Below are 15,397 nucleotides of genomic sequence, written 5' to 3' on the forward strand. Positions count from 1 at the left end.
ACGGGCCGCCGCCCACGGCAGGCCCCGTCAGTCCAGATGGCGGCGGTTCCATACGACCACCCGGAAGGAGACGCGGTCCGGCGCTCCTGTCTCGTCCTTCCGGACGCCGGTGATGCGCAGCATGGCGACGAGGTCGTCGCTGGTGATGTCGCACAGTACGCGGCCGGTGCGGATACCGCCTGCCGCCAGCTTCACGCCGTAGTCCTGTTCGTCGGCGCAGTCGGTGAAGGTGCCGGCCTTTCCCGGAGGCAGTACGGCCATGTCCGCGTTCCGCAAGCCGGTGAGCGCGCGCGCCGACTCGAACTCGACGTCCGCGGACGGTGGACCCGGGTCGCCGGTGACGCCCCAGCCGCGCGCCGTGGAGTCCAGATCCACGACCTGATCCGGCACCAGCTGCAGAGTTCCCTGCCGGCGTACGGGCACCTCGTCCACGACGGTGCCGCCGGTGCCGGCGCTGGTGCCGGTGCGTGTCCCGGAGGACCGGTGGGGTGTCCGGTGCCCGTCGTCGCGGGCCACGGCGAGGGCTCCCGCGGTGGCCGCCAGAGCCACGCAGGACGCGGCGACGGCCCTCACAAGGCGACGTGGGCGACGTCGTCCGCTGGACGCGGGAACGGCGTCCAGGGACGGGGGCAGGTCCGGCTCCGGGGCATTCGGGGCCGGTTGGGGTGCGGTGCCGGGAACAGTCACGGCGGGGGATGCCGGTGCCGCCGCCCCCTCGGACAGCTCCTTCTTCACCGCGTGCCAGCGCCGCGCCCACTCGGCCTGGGCGGACTGATCTCCCCGGCAGGCGCGCACGAAGGCCAGCGTGGCCTCCAGGGTGGGGAAGCGGCGGCCCGCGGCGGCCGTGGACAAGGTGCTGGGAGCACACCCCGCACGGCGGGCCATCGACCGGTAGTCCGGGTTTCCCACCGACTCACGCAGGATCTGCAAGTCGTACGCGAACCGTTCCCCCGGACCCGCCTGTGGATCCGGCCGATTGCGTAAGCCCGCCACGAGGTTCCCTCCCGCGCCCTGCCCAGCCTCCACGGTGTTCTGACGCACCCCATGTTCGACCTGGTCACCGCCGCGCACAACGCCGCGTGTTCGAAGTGTTCGACAAGAGGTGTCAAACAACAGCCCATGGGCTCTGCCCGGCTCGAGCTACCCCACCAGCAGCAGGATCACCAGCAGCACCGCTCCCGCCACCGCCGGCGCGGCCACCTCGTACGCCCACCGCACCGTGACCTCGCCCTGCGCCGACTCCGCCGGGCCCCTGTTCTCCAGCATCTCCCGCAGGTCGTCCATGATCTTGTCGGTCTCCGCGCGCGTCGGCCCGGTCGCGTCGTCGGCGTCCCGCAGTCCCCCGAACCCGCCGCCGAACCCGCCGATCCCGGCACCGATCCCGCCGGACCCACGCCCCGCGGACCCCGTCCGCCCACGCCGCGCGTCCGCCTCCGCCTTCGCGCTCCGGCGCGCCGCCTTCTTGCGGCCCCGCAGGGACACCGGAATCGCCCACAACTGGTACTTCGTACCCGACTTCGCGATCACCTCGTTCGAGTAACCGGAACGGAAGGAGGCGACCTCACCCCATGGCAGCGTGATCACCCGGAACGGGTTGCGCACCCGCAGCCGGTCCTCGCCCGCGAACACCGCCGGGCGCAGGGTGAAGGCGACGACCAGCGGCACGATGAGGATCAGCGCGGCGAGCGCCAGCCATGGGGCGTGGCCGTGGCCCCGGAGCAGCGCGTCGATGCCCAGCCAGCCGACGATCGCGAGCAGCAGGACACCGCCGATCAGCGCCTGGGGCGAGCGGTAGATGCGGTCCTTGACGAGGGGCGAGGTCATAGGGCCGATTCTGCACCAGACGTGCGCGGGGGCGCCGTGGGGGCGGCATCGCCGTATGCGAGTACAGGTGGACTGTGGTTGCTCGCGCAGTTCCCCGCGCCCCTTCCAGGGGAGTAGCCCCACCGCCCTCCAGAAGAACCGTTCCCTCGGGGTGTACAGCTGCTACGCGCGTAGATATGCTCGGCTGGTGACCATGCCCACCACCGCACCCCACGCACTTGCTGACGTCACCGCGTCCGACAGCACGCTGCGCCGCTTCCTCCACGGGCTGCCCGGCGTCGACGCGGTCGGCCTGGAGGCGCGTGCCGCCTCGCTCGGCACCCGTTCCATCAAGACCACCGCGAAGGCGTACGCCATCGACCTCGCCATCTCGATGGTCGACCTGACGACGCTGGAAGGCGCGGACACCCCGGGCAAGGTCCGGGCGCTCGGCGCCAAGGCGGTCCATCCGGACCCGACGGACCGCACGACCCCGGCCACGGCCGCCGTCTGTGTCTACCCCGACATGGTGGCCGTCGCCAAGGAGGCCGTCGCCGGCTCGTCCGTCAAGGTCGCCTCCGTCGCCACCGCCTTCCCGGCCGGCCGCGCGGCGCTCGACGTCAAGCTCGCCGACGTGCGGGACGCCGTGGCCGCGGGCGCGGACGAGATCGACATGGTCATCGACCGCGGCGCGTTCCTCGCGGGCAACTACCTGAAGGTGTACGACGAGATCACCGCCGTACGCGAGACCTGCGGAACCTCGGCCCGCCTCAAGGTCATCTTCGAGACCGGCGAGCTGTCGACGTACGACAACATCCGCCGCGCCTCCTGGCTCGGCATGCTCGCCGGTGCCGACTTCATCAAGACCTCCACCGGCAAGGTCGCCGTCAACGCCACCCCCGCCAACACCCTCCTCATGCTGGAGGCCGTCCGCGACTTCCGTGCGCAGACCGGTGTCCAGGTGGGCGTGAAGCCCGCCGGCGGCATCCGGACCAGCAAGGACGCGATCAAGTTCCTCGTCCTGGTCAACGAGACCGCGGGCGCGGACTGGCTGGACAACCACTGGTTCCGCTTCGGCGCCTCCTCGCTCCTGAACGACCTGCTGATGCAGCGTCAGAAGCTGGCCACCGGCCGCTACTCCGGCCCCGACTACGTGACGGTGGACTGATCACCATGGCCAAGGAAAAGATGACCACCGCATTCGAGTACGCGCCGGCGCCCGAGTCCCGCTCGGTCGTCGACATCGCGCCCTCCTACGGCCTCTTCATCGACGGCGAGTTCACCGACGCCGCCGACGGCAAGGTCTTCAAGACCGTCAGCCCGTCCACCGAGGAGGTCCTCTCCGAGGTCGCCCAGGCGGGCGAGGCGGACGTCGAGCGCGCCGTGAAGGCCGCCCGCAAGGCGTTCGAGAAGTGGTCCGCGCTGCCGGGTTCCGAGCGCGCCAAGTACCTCTTCCGCATCGCCCGCATCATCCAGGAGCGCAGCCGTGAGCTGGCCGTCCTGGAGACGCTGGACAACGGCAAGCCGATCAAGGAGACGCGCGACGCGGACCTCCCCCTGGTCGCCGCGCACTTCTTCTACTACGCGGGCTGGGCCGACAAGCTCGACCACGCGGGCTACGGCGCGAACCCGCGGCCGCTCGGCGTCGCCGGCCAGGTCATCCCCTGGAACTTCCCGCTCCTGATGCTGGCCTGGAAGATCGCCCCGGCGCTCGCCACCGGCAACACGGTGGTCCTGAAGCCCGCCGAAACGACCCCCCTCTCCGCGCTGTTCTTCGCGGACATCTGCCGCCAGGCGGGCCTCCCCAAGGGCGTCGTCAACATCCTCCCCGGATACGGCGACGCGGGTGCCGCGCTCGTCGCGCACCCCGACGTGAACAAGGTCGCCTTCACCGGCTCCACCGCCGTCGGCAAGGAGATCGCGCGCACGGTCGCGGGCACCCGCAAGAAGCTCACGCTGGAGCTGGGCGGGAAGGGCGCGAACATCGTCTTCGACGACGCTCCCATCGACCAGGCCGTCGAAGGCATCGTCACCGGGATCTTCTTCAACCAGGGCCAGGTCTGCTGCGCGGGCTCCCGTCTCCTCGTCCAGGAGTCGATCCACGACGAGCTGCTCGACTCCCTCAAGCGCCGTCTTTCGACCCTCCGCCTCGGCGACCCGCTGGACAAGAACACGGACATCGGCGCGATCAACTCCGCCGAGCAGCTGGCCCGCATCACCACCCTCGCCGACCAGGGCGAGGCGGAGGGCGCCGAGCGCTGGTCCCCGGCCTGTGAACTCCCCTCCTCCGGCTACTGGTTCGCTCCGACGCTCTTCACGAACGTCACCCAGGCGCACACCATCGCCCGCGACGAGATCTTCGGCCCCGTCCTGTCGGTCCTGACCTTCCGCACGCCCGACGAGGCGGTTGCCAAGGCCAACAACACGCAGTACGGCCTCTCCGCCGGCATCTGGACCGAGAAGGGCTCCCGGATCCTGGCCGTCGCGAACAAGCTGCGCGCCGGTGTCGTCTGGTCCAACACGTTCAACAAGTTCGACCCGACCTCGCCGTTCGGCGGTTACAAGGAGTCGGGCTTCGGCCGCGAGGGCGGCCGCCACGGCCTGGAGGCGTACCTCGATGTCTGACCGCACCAATGAGCGTCTGAGCGTCTTCAAGACCTACAAGCTGTACGTCGGCGGGAAGTTCCCGCGTTCCGAGAGCGGCCGGGTGTACGAGGTGACCGACTCCAAGGGCAACTGGCTGGCCAACGCACCGCAGTCCAGCCGCAAGGACGCCCGGGACGCGGTCGTCGCCGCCCGCAAGGCGTTCGGCGGCTGGTCCGGGGCCACGGCCTACAACCGGGGCCAGGTCCTCTACCGCGTCGCGGAGATGCTGGAGGGCCGCCGGGACCAGTTCGTCCGCGAGGTGGCGGACGCCGAGGGGCTGGGCAAGTCCAAGGCGGCCGCCGTCGTGGACGCGACGATCGACCGCTGGGTCTGGTACGCGGGCTGGACCGACAAGATCGCCCAGGTGGTCGGCGGCGGCAACCCGGTCGCGGGCCCGTTCTTCAACCTCTCCTCCCCCGAGCCGACGGGCGTGGTGGCCGTCCTGGCCCCGCAGGAGTCGTCGTTCCTGGGCCTGGTGTCGGTGGTCGCGCCCGTGATCGCCACGGGCAACACGGCCGTCGTCATCGCCTCCGAGAAGGCCCCGCTGCCGGCCCTCTCCCTCGCCGAGGTCCTCGCCACCTCCGACGTCCCCGGCGGGGTCGTCAACGTCCTCTCCGGCCGTACGGCGGAGATCGCGGCGCCCCTCGCCGCCCACCAGGACGTCAACGCGATCGACCTCGCAGGCGCCGACGAGGCGCTGGCGAAGGAGCTGGAGATCGCGGCGGCCGACAACCTGAAGCGCGTCCTGCGTCCACAGCCTGTGGACGACTGGACGGCGACGCCGGGGACCGACCGCATGACGGCGTTCCTGGAGACCAAGACGGTCTGGCACCCGACGGGGGCGCTGGGAGTGTCCGGCTCTTCTTACTGATTTCGTCCCTGCGAGTGGGGAACTGCGGGCCGTCCGTGGCTGGTCGCGCAGTTCCCCGCGCCCCTTGCAGGGCGCTCAGCGCCCCAGAATCTTCCCGACCAACGGAAGCGACCCGATCGACGGCGCCTGCGCCAGCGGCCCTGTCAGCATCTTCGACGTCAGCGGCTTGAAGTCGGCCAGTTGCGCCCCCACCCCGTTGTCCAGCGGGTCAACGCCGGTGCCCGCGAGCGGGTTGGGCTTCAGCCCCGCCACCGGCCCCGTGACGTACGGCAGTACACCGCCCAGCACCTTCAGGCCCGCCTGCGGGTCGATCTGGCCGAGCGTGGTGGGGTGGGTGCGGACCACGTCCAGCGCGGGCCGGGTGTCCGCGGCGGCCGTCGCGGCGCCCGCGCCGAGCGCCACCCCTGCCGTGGCCAGGGCGGCCAGGGCACGCCGAGCGGTCGGGTTCGGGGAGGACGCGTGTCGGGGCATCGCTGGTGCCACCTTCCGGTGCGCAGGGTAACGAGGTCGGCACATAGGGTAGTTGAGGTGTGACTCACGCTCCAAAGCCGACCCGCGGGGTCGGCAGGAGGCCCCCCATGCGTCAAACTGGTGTTCCGTGAGCATTCATCCTCCGCCCCCCGCCCGCGTCGTGCTGCTGTGCGGCCCCTCGGGTTCGGGCAAGTCACTCGTCGCCGCCCGTTCCGGGCTTCCCGTCCTGCGCCTCGACGACTTCTACAAGGAGGGCGACGACCCGACTCTGCCCCTGGTGGCGGGGAGTGCGGACATCGACTGGGACCACCCGGAGTCCTGGGACGCGGAGGTCGCGGTCGAGGCGATCGGCCGGCTGTGCGCCACGGGCTCGGCGGCGGTGCCGGTGTACGACATAGCGCTGAGCGCCCGCACCGGCGAGGAGATGCTGCACATCGGCCGCACCCCGCTGTTCATCGCGGAGGGCATCTTCGCCGCCGAGATCGTGGAGCGCTGCCGTGAGCTGGGGCTGCTGGCCGACGCGCTCTGTCTGAGCCGGGGTCCGGTGAAGACCTTCCGGCGCCGTTTTCTGCGTGACCTCAAGGAGGGCCGCAAGTCGGTGACGTTCCTGCTGCGCCGCGGCTGGCGGCTGATGCGGGCCGAACGCACGATCGTGAGCCGTCAGGTGTCGCTGGGCGCGCACCCGTGCGACCGGGACGAGGCGCTGGGCCGGATGGCGGCGGCCGCGGTGGGCCGACAGCACCGGGACCGGACACAGGCACCGGCGTGACAGCCGAAGAAGAAGCGCCGTAGAGCAGTCGTAGAAAAAGTCGCAGGAAGAAGTCGTAGAAAAAAGCGGGACTGGATGGACCCCCCGGCCCTCCAGTCCCGCTTCCCCCGTTGCTCCGCCGAACACCCCCGTGTCCCCCGTGGCGGAGCTCCCCCGTGCTTTCCCCCCAGGTCCCCCCGGACCCGCTTTTCCCCCGTGAGTCCCCCCGGACCCTCCCCCAGGTCCCCCGTGTTCCCCCGGTTCTCCCCCGTCAGGATCCCCCCGGATCCCCTTACCTTCAGGCGACGAGCTCCCCGAAGGCGTCCTCCTCGTCACGGCCGAAGCTGAGGACCTCGTCCTCGCGCAGCCGGCGGAGCGACCGCCAGATGCTGGACTTCACCGTGCCGACACTGATGTCGAGGATCTCCGCGATCTCCGGGTCCGTGCGGCCCTCGTAGTAGCGCAGGACCAGCATGGTGCGCTGGAGTTCGGGGAGCCGGGCGAGCGCCTGCCACAGGACCGCGCGCAGCTCCGTGCCGCTCATCGCGTCCGTGTCGCCGGGCGTCTCCGGCAGTTCCTCGGTCGGGTACTCGTTGAGCTTGCGGCGCCGCCAGGCGCTGATGTGCAGGTTGGTCATCGTCCGCCGCAGGTAACCGCCCACGGCCGCCTTGTCGCTGATCCGGTCCCACGCCTTGTACGTCGAGAACAGCGCGCTCTGCAGCAGGTCCTCGGCTTCGTAGCGGTCACCGGTCAGGTGGTAGGCGGTCGCGTACAGGGAGGCGCGGCGCTCCTGGACGTAGGCGGTGAACTCCGCCTCGGTCAGCGAGCGACGCTCCCCCGTGTCCTCCCTGTATGCGGTTCCCCCGTGTGCTTCCCCCGTGAAGCCGTCAACCACCGTCATGTAACCGGTGTGCTGACGCCCGGTGCCGCGAGCGCACCCCCGCCCGCTCACGGCACCGGACTTCTCGGAACCCCGGTGCACGTCGTGCAGACGCGTGACTACTGCGCTGGTGCTGTGGCTGATCAGCGTGTTCATCTCGCGCCCCCCGTCGTGGACTTCCGGTAGTTCGGCTTGCCCAGGCTCTGCGCCGCCCGGCTCTTGGCCGCTTGCTCGTCTGCCTGTGCCGAGAACTCTGCCGGGCCACCTTCACGGCCGTATCCGCCGACTGTCACAGACCTGTCACAGGGGTTCGGTACAGAGCGTCCACAGTCGATGCACAGGTGGTGGCGCTAAGGAGGTTTGCGGGCACCTGCGAGCCGCACAGGTCGTACGACGGGCCCCGCATGGGCCAGAATGAGCCCGTGCCTTCCCTGTTGCTGATCGAGGACGACGACGCCATCCGTACGGCCCTGGAGCTCTCACTGACGCGCCAGGGGCACCGGGTGGCCACCGCTGCGACCGGTGAGGACGGTCTGAAGCTGTTGCGTGAGCAGCGGCCCGATCTGATCGTCCTCGACGTCATGCTGCCCGGCATCGACGGGTTCGAGGTGTGCCGGCGCATCCGGCGCACGGACCAGCTGCCGATCATTCTGCTAACCGCGCGCAGCGACGACATCGATGTGGTGGTCGGACTGGAGTCCGGCGCCGACGACTATGTCGTCAAGCCCGTCCAGGGCCGGGTGCTCGACGCCCGGATCCGGGCCGTGCTGCGACGCGGGGAGCGGGAGTCCACCGACTCGGCGACGTTCGGCAACGTCGTCATCGACCGGTCCGCGATGACCGTGACGAAGAACGGCGAGGACCTCCAGCTCACCCCGACCGAACTGCGGTTGCTCCTGGAGCTGAGCCGGCGGCCGGGGCAGGCGCTGTCCCGGCAGCAGTTGCTGCGGCTGGTCTGGGAGCACGACTACCTCGGTGACTCCCGGCTCGTGGACGCCTGTGTGCAGCGGCTGCGCGCCAAGGTCGAGGACGTGCCCTCGTCCCCGACCCTGATCCGTACCGTGCGTGGTGTCGGCTACCGCCTGGACGCCCCTCAGTGACCGACCGGCAAGAGGGTTTCCGCGGCTGGGCCGCGGATCGCAAGGGAGCCGTGTCCCGGCTGCGCTTCACCAGTCTGCGGCTGCGTCTTGTGGTCGTGTTCGGCCTGGTGGCGCTGACCGCCGCGGTGTCCGCGTCCGGTATCGCGTACTGGCTCAACCGCGAGGCCGTGCTCACCCGTACCCAGGACGCGGTGCTGCGTGACTTCCAGCAGGAGATGCAGAACCGGGCCGGCGCACTGCCCGTCCATCCCACCCAGGACGAACTCCAGCGCACCGCCGGGCAGATGGCCAACAGCAGCCAGCGTTTCAGCGTGCTGCTGGTCGGCGAGGACACCGGCGGCAAGGTGGTGTACGGCAATTCGGGCGGGCTCAGCGGGTTCGCGCTGGACGACGTGCCGACGTCCCTGCGCAAGGCCGTCGACAAGCAGCAGAAGATGTCCGACAGCAACAAGTCGGCGTACCACCTGTACTGGCAGCGGGTCGTCGACCACGGCACGCCGTACCTGGTGGCCGGGACGCGGCTGATCGGCGGCGGGCCGACCGGCTACATGATGAAGTCCCTGGAGCCGGAGGCGAAGGACCTCAACTCGCTGGCGTGGTCGCTGGGGATCGCGACCGGGCTGGCGCTGATCGGCTCGGCGCTGCTCGCGCAGGCCGCCGCCACGACCGTGCTGAAGCCGGTGCACCGCCTCGGAGTCGCCGCCCGGCGGCTCGGCGAGGGCAAGCTGGACACCCGGCTCCGGGTCTCCGGCACGGATGAACTCGCCGATCTCTCCCGGACGTTCAACGACGCGGCCGAGGCGCTGGAGAAGCGGGTCGACGACATGGCCGCGCGCGACGACGCGTCCCGGCGCTTCGTCGCCGACATGAGCCATGAACTGCGGACCCCGCTCACCGCGATCACCGCCGTGACGGAGATCCTGGAGGAGGAGCTGGAGGCGGAGTCGGGGTCGATCGACCCGATGATCGAGCCCGCCGTCCGGCTGGTCGTCAGCGAGACACGGCGGCTCAACGACCTCGTCGAGAACCTCATGGAGGTCACCCGCTTCGACGCCGGTACGGCCCGGCTGGTCCTCGACGACGTCGACATCGCCGACCAGATCACCGCCTGCATCGACGCCCGCGCCTGGCTGGACGCGGTGGACCTGGACGCCGAACGCGGTATCCACGCCCGCCTCGACCCGCGCCGCCTCGACGTCATCCTGGCCAACCTCATCGGCAACGCCCTCAAGCACGGCGGCTCGCCGGTGCGGGTGTCGGTGCGGATGGAGCAGGAAGTGGGCGGGGACCTGGTCATCGCCGTGCGCGACCACGGTCCGGGCATCCCCGAGGACGTCCTGCCGCACGTCTTCGACCGGTTCTACAAGGCCAGCGCCTCCCGCCCGCGCTCCGAGGGCAGCGGCCTGGGCCTGTCCATCGCGACGGAGAACGCCCGTATCCACGGTGGCTCGATCACCGCCGCGAACTCCCCCGAGGGCGGTGCGGTGTTCACGCTGCGGCTGCCCCGGGACGCCTCGGAACTGGCCGAGGAGACCAAGGACGGCGGGGCGAAGGACGCGTGATGCAGGTACTGCGGGTACGAAGACTCCTCGCCGTCGCCGGGCTGGCGCTCGCGCTCTCCGGGTGCGGGATCCGGGCCACCGAGGTGCCGACCGACTTCGGCGGGGCACCCTCGCGGGTGCCGTGCTCAATGACCCAGCCGGATCTGTCGGCCCAGGAGGAGCACGGGGTGCCGCTGCAGGTGTTCCTGCTGTGCGGCGCCTCGCTGGTGACCGTCGACCGGGAGGTGCGGGTCCCGGACGGTACGGCGGACGCCAAGCGGCGGGTGATCGTCGCGCAGGGGCTCCTCGACCAGCTCGCCGAGACGCCGTCGGCCGCCGAGAAGGAGGCCGGCTACACGACGTATGTGCGCGGCGGGATGAGCGTGGGCGGGCCGCGGGCCGGGGACCCCGACGACACGCTGCGGCTGAGCACGTCGCCGCCGCAGCTGACGTCGTACGCGCTCGCGCAGATCGTGTGCACGCTGTCCGACTCGGCGGCGGCGGAGGGGGACGGCTCGGTGATCCTGGGCGGGCCGGGGACGGAGCCGTTGCGGCGGTACGAGTGCACGGACGCGGTGCGGAACTCTCCGAGTGGGAACCGGCCGCCGTCCAGTGAGGTTGCTTCCGGGTGAGGGGCGGTTTGGCGCCTCAGGGGGTGCCACCTGGGGTTGTGGGGCGGGTGCGGGTCGTATCGGGTTGCTCGCGCAGTTCCCCGCGCCCCTGACGGGGCGCTGTTGCCAGCGTGTGTTTGAGGCCTCACTGCCCTATCCGGAACCGATCGTGTGCGTGGGTGCGTCTTGGGGGGCGTGCAGCGTCAAGGCTCCATCGGCGGCAGCGCCGCGATCCGCGTCCGTGTGACAGGGGGTGTCCTCCTTGTCGCACATCTCGCGTTCGTCGCCTGGCTGATGCTGCGGCCGCTGGACGTGCCCTGGGTGATGCCCGCCAACCTGCACCCGTTCGCCGGTATCCGTACCGACCTGTCGCTGGGCTGGCGGGAGGCGGCGCACCGGATCGGTGAGGGGCTCGCGCTGCTCGCCCCGCTGGGTGTGCTGCTGCCGATGGTCCACGGCAGACTCGACGCCTCCCCGCTCGGCTCCCTGATCCGTACGGCCACCGCGGGCGCCCTGATCTCGCTGGGTATAGCCCTGCTGCAGACCGGGGTGCCCGGTCGTGTGGTGGACGTCGACTCGATCCTGCTGAACACGACCGGTGTGGTGCTGGCGCATCTCGCCGTGGTGCCGGCAGGCCGGTCCCGGCTGCGCCGCAAGGGGGAGCGGGTGGGGCGTACGGCCGTACCGCAGGAGGAGACGGCTCAGGGTCGCACCCCGACGATTCCCAGGGTCGGGATCGCCCCGTAGAGCGACGCTTCGACCCGGTTCGTCACCGTAGCGTGGAGGGCAGTTGAGGGGCCGCACGGGCCGCCTCGCACCGGACGCTCACGAAGGAGCCGCAGATGTCCAGCCTCGCCCGCCCCACCAACGGCCGCATGATCGGCGGAGTGTGCGCCGCGCTGGCCCGGCGCTTCGGCACCTCCGCGACGACGATGCGGGTGATCTTCCTGCTCTCCTGCCTGCTGCCGGGCCCGCAGTTCCTGCTCTACATAGCCCTGTGGATCCTGCTCCCCGCGGAGGAGAAGGCCTCGGCCTGGTAGTCCCTTGCACGACAACGCCGTTGGGGCGCCCCGGTCGGATCCGGGGCGCCCCGACGGCGTTCGCTCGGGCGGGATCAGCCGAGCGGAATCCCGTTCACGGGCAGGCCATGCGTGGGCAGGCCCTGGAGCGGCAGTCCGCCGAGGAGGCCGGCGACGGGCTTGGTCGGGCCCGCGGCGAGAAGCTGCTGGGCGGCGGGCTGGGCGGCGGCGAGCCCCGCACCGAGGGCGGCCTGCCCCTGCCCGAGGACCTCACCGGCACCGGGCAGGGTCTTGGCGACGTTCTCGGCCGGCAGCGTCCTGGTGACGGTGTCCAGGGCCTGCGGGGCGTCCGGGACGGCCGGGGCCGCGTTGGCCGCGCCCGCACCGACGGCGGCGAAGGCGGCACCGAGGGCGGCGACACCGAGGGTCTTGGCAGCAGACTGCTTCATCGTTGATGCGTCCTTGGATTTTGGAATGCGGTGACGGGGTCGATAACACGCTGAGCGGTCCACGACCGTAAACACGACGGACCGCCCGCCGCAAACACCGAAATGCGGACGACTTGTGAACACCCGTCCGCATTCCGCGCCCCGTCCGGACGCCCGGTCAGCCCTCCGGGTCGACAGAACCGCTGGTGGAGGCGGTCTGCCGGAACAGCCATTCGGATTTCAGCTCCGCATAACCCGGCTTGACGACGTCATTGATCATCGCCAGGCGTTCATCGAAAGGAATGAACGCTGATTTCATCGCATTGACGGAGAACCACTGCAGGTCGTCGAGCGTGTAATCGAATGCCTCGACGAGATGCTCGAATTCCCGGCTCATGCTGGTCCCGGACATCAGCCGGTTGTCGGTGTTCACGGTGGCCCGGAAGTGCAGCCGGCGCAGCAGCCCGATCGGATGGTCGGCGTAGGAGTCGGCAGCGCCGGTCTGGAGGTTGGAGCTGGGGCACAGCTCCAGCGGGATCCGCTTGTCGCGGACGTACGACGCGAGCCGGCCGAGCTTGACCGTGCCGTCCTCGTGGATCTGGATGTCGTCGATGATCCGCACGCCGTGCCCGAGCCGGTCGGCGCCGCACCACTGGAGGGCCTGCCAGATGGACGGCAGTCCGAAGGCTTCGCCGGCGTGGATGGTGAAGTGGTTGTTCTCGCGCTTGAGGTACTCGAAGGCGTCGAGGTGCCGGGTGGGCGGGTAGCCGGCCTCGGCGCCGGCGATGTCGAAGCCGACGACGCCCAGGTCCCGGTAGCGGTTGGCGAGTTCGGCGATCTCCAGGGAGCGGGCCGCGTGCCGCATCGCGGTGAGCAGGGCGCCGACCCGGATCCGGTGGCCGTTCTCCCGCGCCAGGGCCTCACCCTGCCGGAAGCCCTCGTTGACGGCCTCGACGACCTCTTCGAGGGACAGGCCCTGTTCGAGGTGCTGCTCGGGCGCGTAGCGCACCTCGGCGTAGACGACGCCGTCCTCGGCGAGGTCCTCCGCGCACTCGCGGGCGACCCGGATGAGCGCGTCCCGGGTCTGCATCACGCCGACGGTGTGCGAGAAGGTCTCCAAGTACCGTTCCAGCGAGCCGGAGTCGGCGGCCTCGCGGAACCAGATGCCGAGTTTGTCCGGGTCGGTCTCGGGGAGCTGGGAGTACCCGCCCTCCCGGGCCAGGTCGGCGACGGTACCGGGACGCAGGCCGCCGTCCAGATGGTCATGCAGCAGAACCTTCGGTGCCCGGCGGATCTGCTCCGGCGTCGGGGTGTTCGCGGTGCTCTGGCTCGTCATTTCCGCACTCTAACTCCTACGCGCGTAGATCGCTCGGTGTCCCACGTTTTACCTATTCGTCGATACGTAACGGTGACCGCACGGACCGGTGGCGTACACCGCTTCTTCTGACACTGTTCTGTCATGGCACAGCAAGCGACGCCGGTCCGAACGGCCAGACTGGGCAGGGCAGTCGGCCAGGAGCCGACGACGGTGACCGGGGTGGTCCTGCTGCTCCCGGGCGGCGAGGAGATCTCCGAGCGCAGACCCTCCCCCGTATGGGCGACCGGCCTGGTCCGCGCGGTCGGCCGCCGGCTCGCCCGGGACGGCCGCGACGAGGGGCTGGCCGCGCACATCGTCCACTACCGCTATCGCGGCTGGAACGGCAGCGAGGCGCATCCCGCGGGGGACGCGACCTGGGCCGCGGACGAGGTGGTGCGACGGTACGGCGATGTGCCGGTGTGCATGCTGGGGGTGGGCATGGGCGGCCGGGCCGCACTGCGCGCGGCCGGGCACGAGGCGGTCAACTCCGTCGTCTCCGTCGCCCCTTGGCTGCCGGAGACGGATGTGGCGGCACCCGAGGAGCCGGTACGGCAGCTGGCGGGGCGGCGGGTGCTGATCGTGCACGGCACGAACGACGAACGGACCGATCCCGAACTGTCGTTCCGGCTGGCGGCGCGGGCGAAGAAGGCGAACCGGGAGGTGTGCCGGTTCGAGGTGCACTCGGACGGGCACGGGCTGCATCAGCACCGGGACGAAGTCCTCGCGCTCACTTCGGACTTCGTCATGGGCGCGTTGTACGGGGATGCGGTGTCGCGGCCGGTGGAGGACGCGTTGGCCGCGCCGCCGCCGATCGGGTTGCGAATGCCACTTGCCGCGGGCTTCGGCCGGTCGCTCCGTAAGGGCTGATGGTCGGCTTCAGGGTGCGGGTTGTGTGTGGCTGGTCGCGCAGTTCCTCCCCCAGCGCCCCTGAAGAGGCGTTGTTCCTAGGTCGGGAGCAGGTTGCCCCTTCTTGACAGCAGGAACTTCTTGAAGGCTGCCACCGGTGGGGTGTCCGGGTGGCCTTCCAGCCACGCCACGCCGATCTCGCGTACCGCCCGTGGCGCCGTGACCGTCAGTTCCGCGACTCCCGGGCGGGGGAACGCCGGTGGCGGCAGCAGCGCCACCCCCAGTCCGGCCGCGACCAGGCCCCTCAAGGTCTCCGCCTCCTCGCCCTCGAAGGCGATGCGCGGTGTGAAGCCCGCCTCCTTGCAGAGGTCGTCGGTGATGCGGCGCAGACCGTAGCCCGGTTCCAGGGTCACGAACGTCTCCTCGGCCGCCTCCGCCAGGCGGATGCGCTTACGGGTGGCCAGGGGGTGATCCACGGAGACCACCAACCGCAGTTTCTGCTCGTCCAGGCGGCGCGCCACCAGGTCGGGGGCGTCCGGCACCGGGGAGGTGAGACACAGATCCAGCTCCCCCGCCCGGAGCTTCTCGATCATCGCCTCGCCGTAGTTCTGGACGAGGCTGAAGCGGATGCGGGGATGGTCGGCGCGGAAGGCCTGCAGGAGACCGGGAACGGTCTCCACGCCCATCGTGTGCAGGAAGCCGAAGGCGACCTTGCCGGTGGTGGGGTCGGCGTCGGCGCGTACCTCGTCGGCGGCGCGCCGGACCTCGGCGAGGGCGCGTTCGACCGAGGTGAGGAAGGTGCGGCCGGCCGGGGTGAGGGAGACGGTCCGGCCGTGGCGGCTGAAGAGGTCGACGCCCAGGTCCTGTTCCAGGCGGACCATCGCACGGGAGAGCGTGGACTGGGGGACGCTGAGCTCCTGCGCCGCCCTGGTGACATGCTCCGTGCGGGCCACGCCGGCGAAGTACGCGAGGCGTGGAGCCAGCAACATCGTCATGTCTTCTGTGTCACTGTACGGTGACAGGCGCTCGGCTGACCTCTGCTGATGCATCACAGGAACGATTATGACGATTCCATG

Annotated in this window: 17 protein-coding genes; 10 read left to right on the forward strand and 7 right to left on the reverse strand. The window is 70.7% G+C overall.

What is annotated here, in order from left to right:
• Nucleotides 1-27: 27 nt before the first annotated feature.
• Nucleotides 28-930 (reverse strand): helix-turn-helix domain-containing protein, encoded by a 903-nt coding sequence (locus tag EDD90_RS21535; protein WP_123974591.1) that lies wholly within the window; start codon nucleotides 928-930, stop codon nucleotides 28-30.
• Nucleotides 931-1,140: 210 nt separating this feature from the next.
• Complete coding sequence (locus EDD90_RS21540; RefSeq protein ID WP_123974592.1) at nucleotides 1,141-1,824, reverse strand: PH domain-containing protein; 684 nt, start codon at nucleotides 1,822-1,824, stop codon at nucleotides 1,141-1,143.
• Nucleotides 1,825-2,017: 193 nt separating this feature from the next.
• Here EDD90_RS21540 and deoC point away from each other — a divergent pair, with 193 nt between their 5' ends.
• The 3 genes from deoC to EDD90_RS21555 are packed head-to-tail and all read left to right on the forward strand — an operon-like array spanning nucleotide 2,018 to nucleotide 5,320.
• Complete coding sequence (deoC, locus tag EDD90_RS21545) at nucleotides 2,018-2,971, forward strand: deoxyribose-phosphate aldolase (RefSeq protein ID WP_123981471.1); 954 nt, start codon at nucleotides 2,018-2,020, stop codon at nucleotides 2,969-2,971.
• A 20-nt stretch (nucleotides 2,972-2,991) separates the two neighbouring features.
• Complete coding sequence (locus tag EDD90_RS21550) at nucleotides 2,992-4,428, forward strand: aldehyde dehydrogenase family protein (protein ID WP_123974593.1); 1,437 nt, start codon at nucleotides 2,992-2,994, stop codon at nucleotides 4,426-4,428.
• Nucleotides 4,421-5,320 (forward strand): aldehyde dehydrogenase family protein, encoded by a 900-nt coding sequence (locus EDD90_RS21555; protein WP_123974594.1) that lies wholly within the window; start codon nucleotides 4,421-4,423, stop codon nucleotides 5,318-5,320. The genes EDD90_RS21550 and EDD90_RS21555 overlap by 8 nt, the downstream gene beginning before the upstream one ends.
• A gap of 75 nt (nucleotides 5,321-5,395) precedes the next feature.
• Here the strand turns inward: EDD90_RS21555 and EDD90_RS21560 are convergent, their stop codons facing one another.
• Complete coding sequence (locus EDD90_RS21560; RefSeq protein WP_123974595.1) at nucleotides 5,396-5,791, reverse strand: hypothetical protein; 396 nt, start codon at nucleotides 5,789-5,791, stop codon at nucleotides 5,396-5,398.
• Between the two features lie 127 nt (nucleotides 5,792-5,918).
• Between EDD90_RS21560 and EDD90_RS21565 the strand changes: the two genes are divergently transcribed.
• Nucleotides 5,919-6,560, forward strand: a complete 642-nt coding sequence (locus EDD90_RS21565) for a uridine kinase (RefSeq protein ID WP_260327986.1) — start codon at nucleotides 5,919-5,921, stop codon at nucleotides 6,558-6,560.
• A 277-nt stretch (nucleotides 6,561-6,837) separates the two neighbouring features.
• On the opposite strand, the gene EDD90_RS21570 is transcribed toward EDD90_RS21565, so the two are convergent.
• Nucleotides 6,838-7,575 (reverse strand): SigE family RNA polymerase sigma factor, encoded by a 738-nt coding sequence (locus tag EDD90_RS21570; RefSeq protein WP_123974596.1) that lies wholly within the window; start codon nucleotides 7,573-7,575, stop codon nucleotides 6,838-6,840.
• A gap of 266 nt (nucleotides 7,576-7,841) precedes the next feature.
• Between EDD90_RS21570 and afsQ1 the strand changes: the two genes are divergently transcribed.
• The 5 genes from afsQ1 to EDD90_RS21595 all read left to right on the forward strand — a co-directional run bounded on the left by afsQ1 (nucleotide 7,842) and on the right by EDD90_RS21595 (nucleotide 11,711).
• Nucleotides 7,842-8,519 carry a two-component system response regulator AfsQ1 gene (afsQ1, locus tag EDD90_RS21575; RefSeq protein ID WP_177232965.1) on the forward strand — a complete coding sequence of 226 codons (678 nt, stop codon included), beginning with the start codon at nucleotides 7,842-7,844 and terminating at the stop codon, nucleotides 8,517-8,519.
• Nucleotides 8,516-10,081, forward strand: coding sequence for a HAMP domain-containing sensor histidine kinase (locus EDD90_RS21580; protein ID WP_123974597.1), 1,566 nt, complete (start codon nucleotides 8,516-8,518; stop codon nucleotides 10,079-10,081). Before afsQ1 ends, EDD90_RS21580 begins: the two co-directional genes overlap by 4 nt.
• Nucleotides 10,081-10,692 (forward strand): hypothetical protein, encoded by a 612-nt coding sequence (locus tag EDD90_RS21585; RefSeq protein WP_185149178.1) that lies wholly within the window; start codon nucleotides 10,081-10,083, stop codon nucleotides 10,690-10,692. Before EDD90_RS21580 ends, EDD90_RS21585 begins: the two co-directional genes overlap by 1 nt.
• A 174-nt stretch (nucleotides 10,693-10,866) precedes the next feature.
• Complete coding sequence (locus EDD90_RS21590; RefSeq protein ID WP_123974598.1) at nucleotides 10,867-11,418, forward strand: VanZ family protein; 552 nt, start codon at nucleotides 10,867-10,869, stop codon at nucleotides 11,416-11,418.
• Nucleotides 11,419-11,513: 95 nt separating this feature from the next.
• Nucleotides 11,514-11,711, forward strand: a complete 198-nt coding sequence (locus EDD90_RS21595; protein ID WP_123974599.1) for a PspC domain-containing protein — start codon at nucleotides 11,514-11,516, stop codon at nucleotides 11,709-11,711.
• 74 nt (nucleotides 11,712-11,785) lie between these two features.
• On the opposite strand, the gene EDD90_RS21600 is transcribed toward EDD90_RS21595, so the two are convergent.
• Together EDD90_RS21600 and EDD90_RS21605 are read right to left on the reverse strand one after the other, a co-directional pair.
• Nucleotides 11,786-12,139, reverse strand: coding sequence for an ATP-binding protein (locus EDD90_RS21600; protein ID WP_123974600.1), 354 nt, complete (start codon nucleotides 12,137-12,139; stop codon nucleotides 11,786-11,788).
• Between the two features lie 157 nt (nucleotides 12,140-12,296).
• Nucleotides 12,297-13,454 carry an adenosine deaminase gene (locus tag EDD90_RS21605; protein WP_123974601.1) on the reverse strand — a complete coding sequence of 386 codons (1,158 nt, stop codon included), beginning with the start codon at nucleotides 13,452-13,454 and terminating at the stop codon, nucleotides 12,297-12,299.
• A gap of 123 nt (nucleotides 13,455-13,577) precedes the next feature.
• Between EDD90_RS21605 and EDD90_RS21610 the strand changes: the two genes are divergently transcribed.
• Nucleotides 13,578-14,342, forward strand: a complete 765-nt coding sequence (locus tag EDD90_RS21610; protein ID WP_123974602.1) for a S9 family peptidase — start codon at nucleotides 13,578-13,580, stop codon at nucleotides 14,340-14,342.
• A 77-nt stretch (nucleotides 14,343-14,419) separates the two neighbouring features.
• Here the strand turns inward: EDD90_RS21610 and EDD90_RS21615 are convergent, their stop codons facing one another.
• Nucleotides 14,420-15,373 (reverse strand): LysR family transcriptional regulator, encoded by a 954-nt coding sequence (locus EDD90_RS21615; protein WP_123974603.1) that lies wholly within the window; start codon nucleotides 15,371-15,373, stop codon nucleotides 14,420-14,422.
• Nucleotides 15,374-15,397: the final 24 nt, after the last annotated feature.

This window comes from Streptomyces sp. Ag109_O5-1, assembly GCF_003814875.1.
GTDB classification, from domain to species: domain Bacteria; phylum Actinomycetota; class Actinomycetes; order Streptomycetales; family Streptomycetaceae; genus Streptomyces; species Streptomyces sasae.

Excerpts from the sequence above, each read along its gene's own strand:
- EDD90_RS21585 (WP_185149178.1), top strand. The coding sequence starts at position 10,081 with ATGCAGGTACTGCGGGTACGAAGACTCCTCGCCGTCGCCGGGCTGGCG.
- EDD90_RS21610 (WP_123974602.1), top strand. The coding sequence starts at position 13,578 with ATGGCACAGCAAGCGACGCCGGTCCGAACGGCCAGACTGGGCAGGGCA.
- deoC (WP_123981471.1), top strand. The coding sequence starts at position 2,018 with ATGCCCACCACCGCACCCCACGCACTTGCTGACGTCACCGCGTCCGAC.
- EDD90_RS21600 (WP_123974600.1), bottom strand. The coding sequence starts at position 12,139 with ATGAAGCAGTCTGCTGCCAAGACCCTCGGTGTCGCCGCCCTCGGTGCC.
- EDD90_RS21560 (WP_123974595.1), bottom strand. The coding sequence starts at position 5,791 with ATGCCCCGACACGCGTCCTCCCCGAACCCGACCGCTCGGCGTGCCCTG.
- EDD90_RS21550 (WP_123974593.1), top strand. The coding sequence starts at position 2,992 with ATGACCACCGCATTCGAGTACGCGCCGGCGCCCGAGTCCCGCTCGGTC.
- EDD90_RS21605 (WP_123974601.1), bottom strand. The coding sequence starts at position 13,454 with ATGACGAGCCAGAGCACCGCGAACACCCCGACGCCGGAGCAGATCCGC.
- EDD90_RS21555 (WP_123974594.1), top strand. The coding sequence starts at position 4,421 with ATGTCTGACCGCACCAATGAGCGTCTGAGCGTCTTCAAGACCTACAAG.
- EDD90_RS21595 (WP_123974599.1), top strand. The coding sequence starts at position 11,514 with ATGTCCAGCCTCGCCCGCCCCACCAACGGCCGCATGATCGGCGGAGTG.
- EDD90_RS21570 (WP_123974596.1), bottom strand. The coding sequence starts at position 7,575 with ATGAACACGCTGATCAGCCACAGCACCAGCGCAGTAGTCACGCGTCTG.
- EDD90_RS21540 (WP_123974592.1), bottom strand. The coding sequence starts at position 1,824 with ATGACCTCGCCCCTCGTCAAGGACCGCATCTACCGCTCGCCCCAGGCG.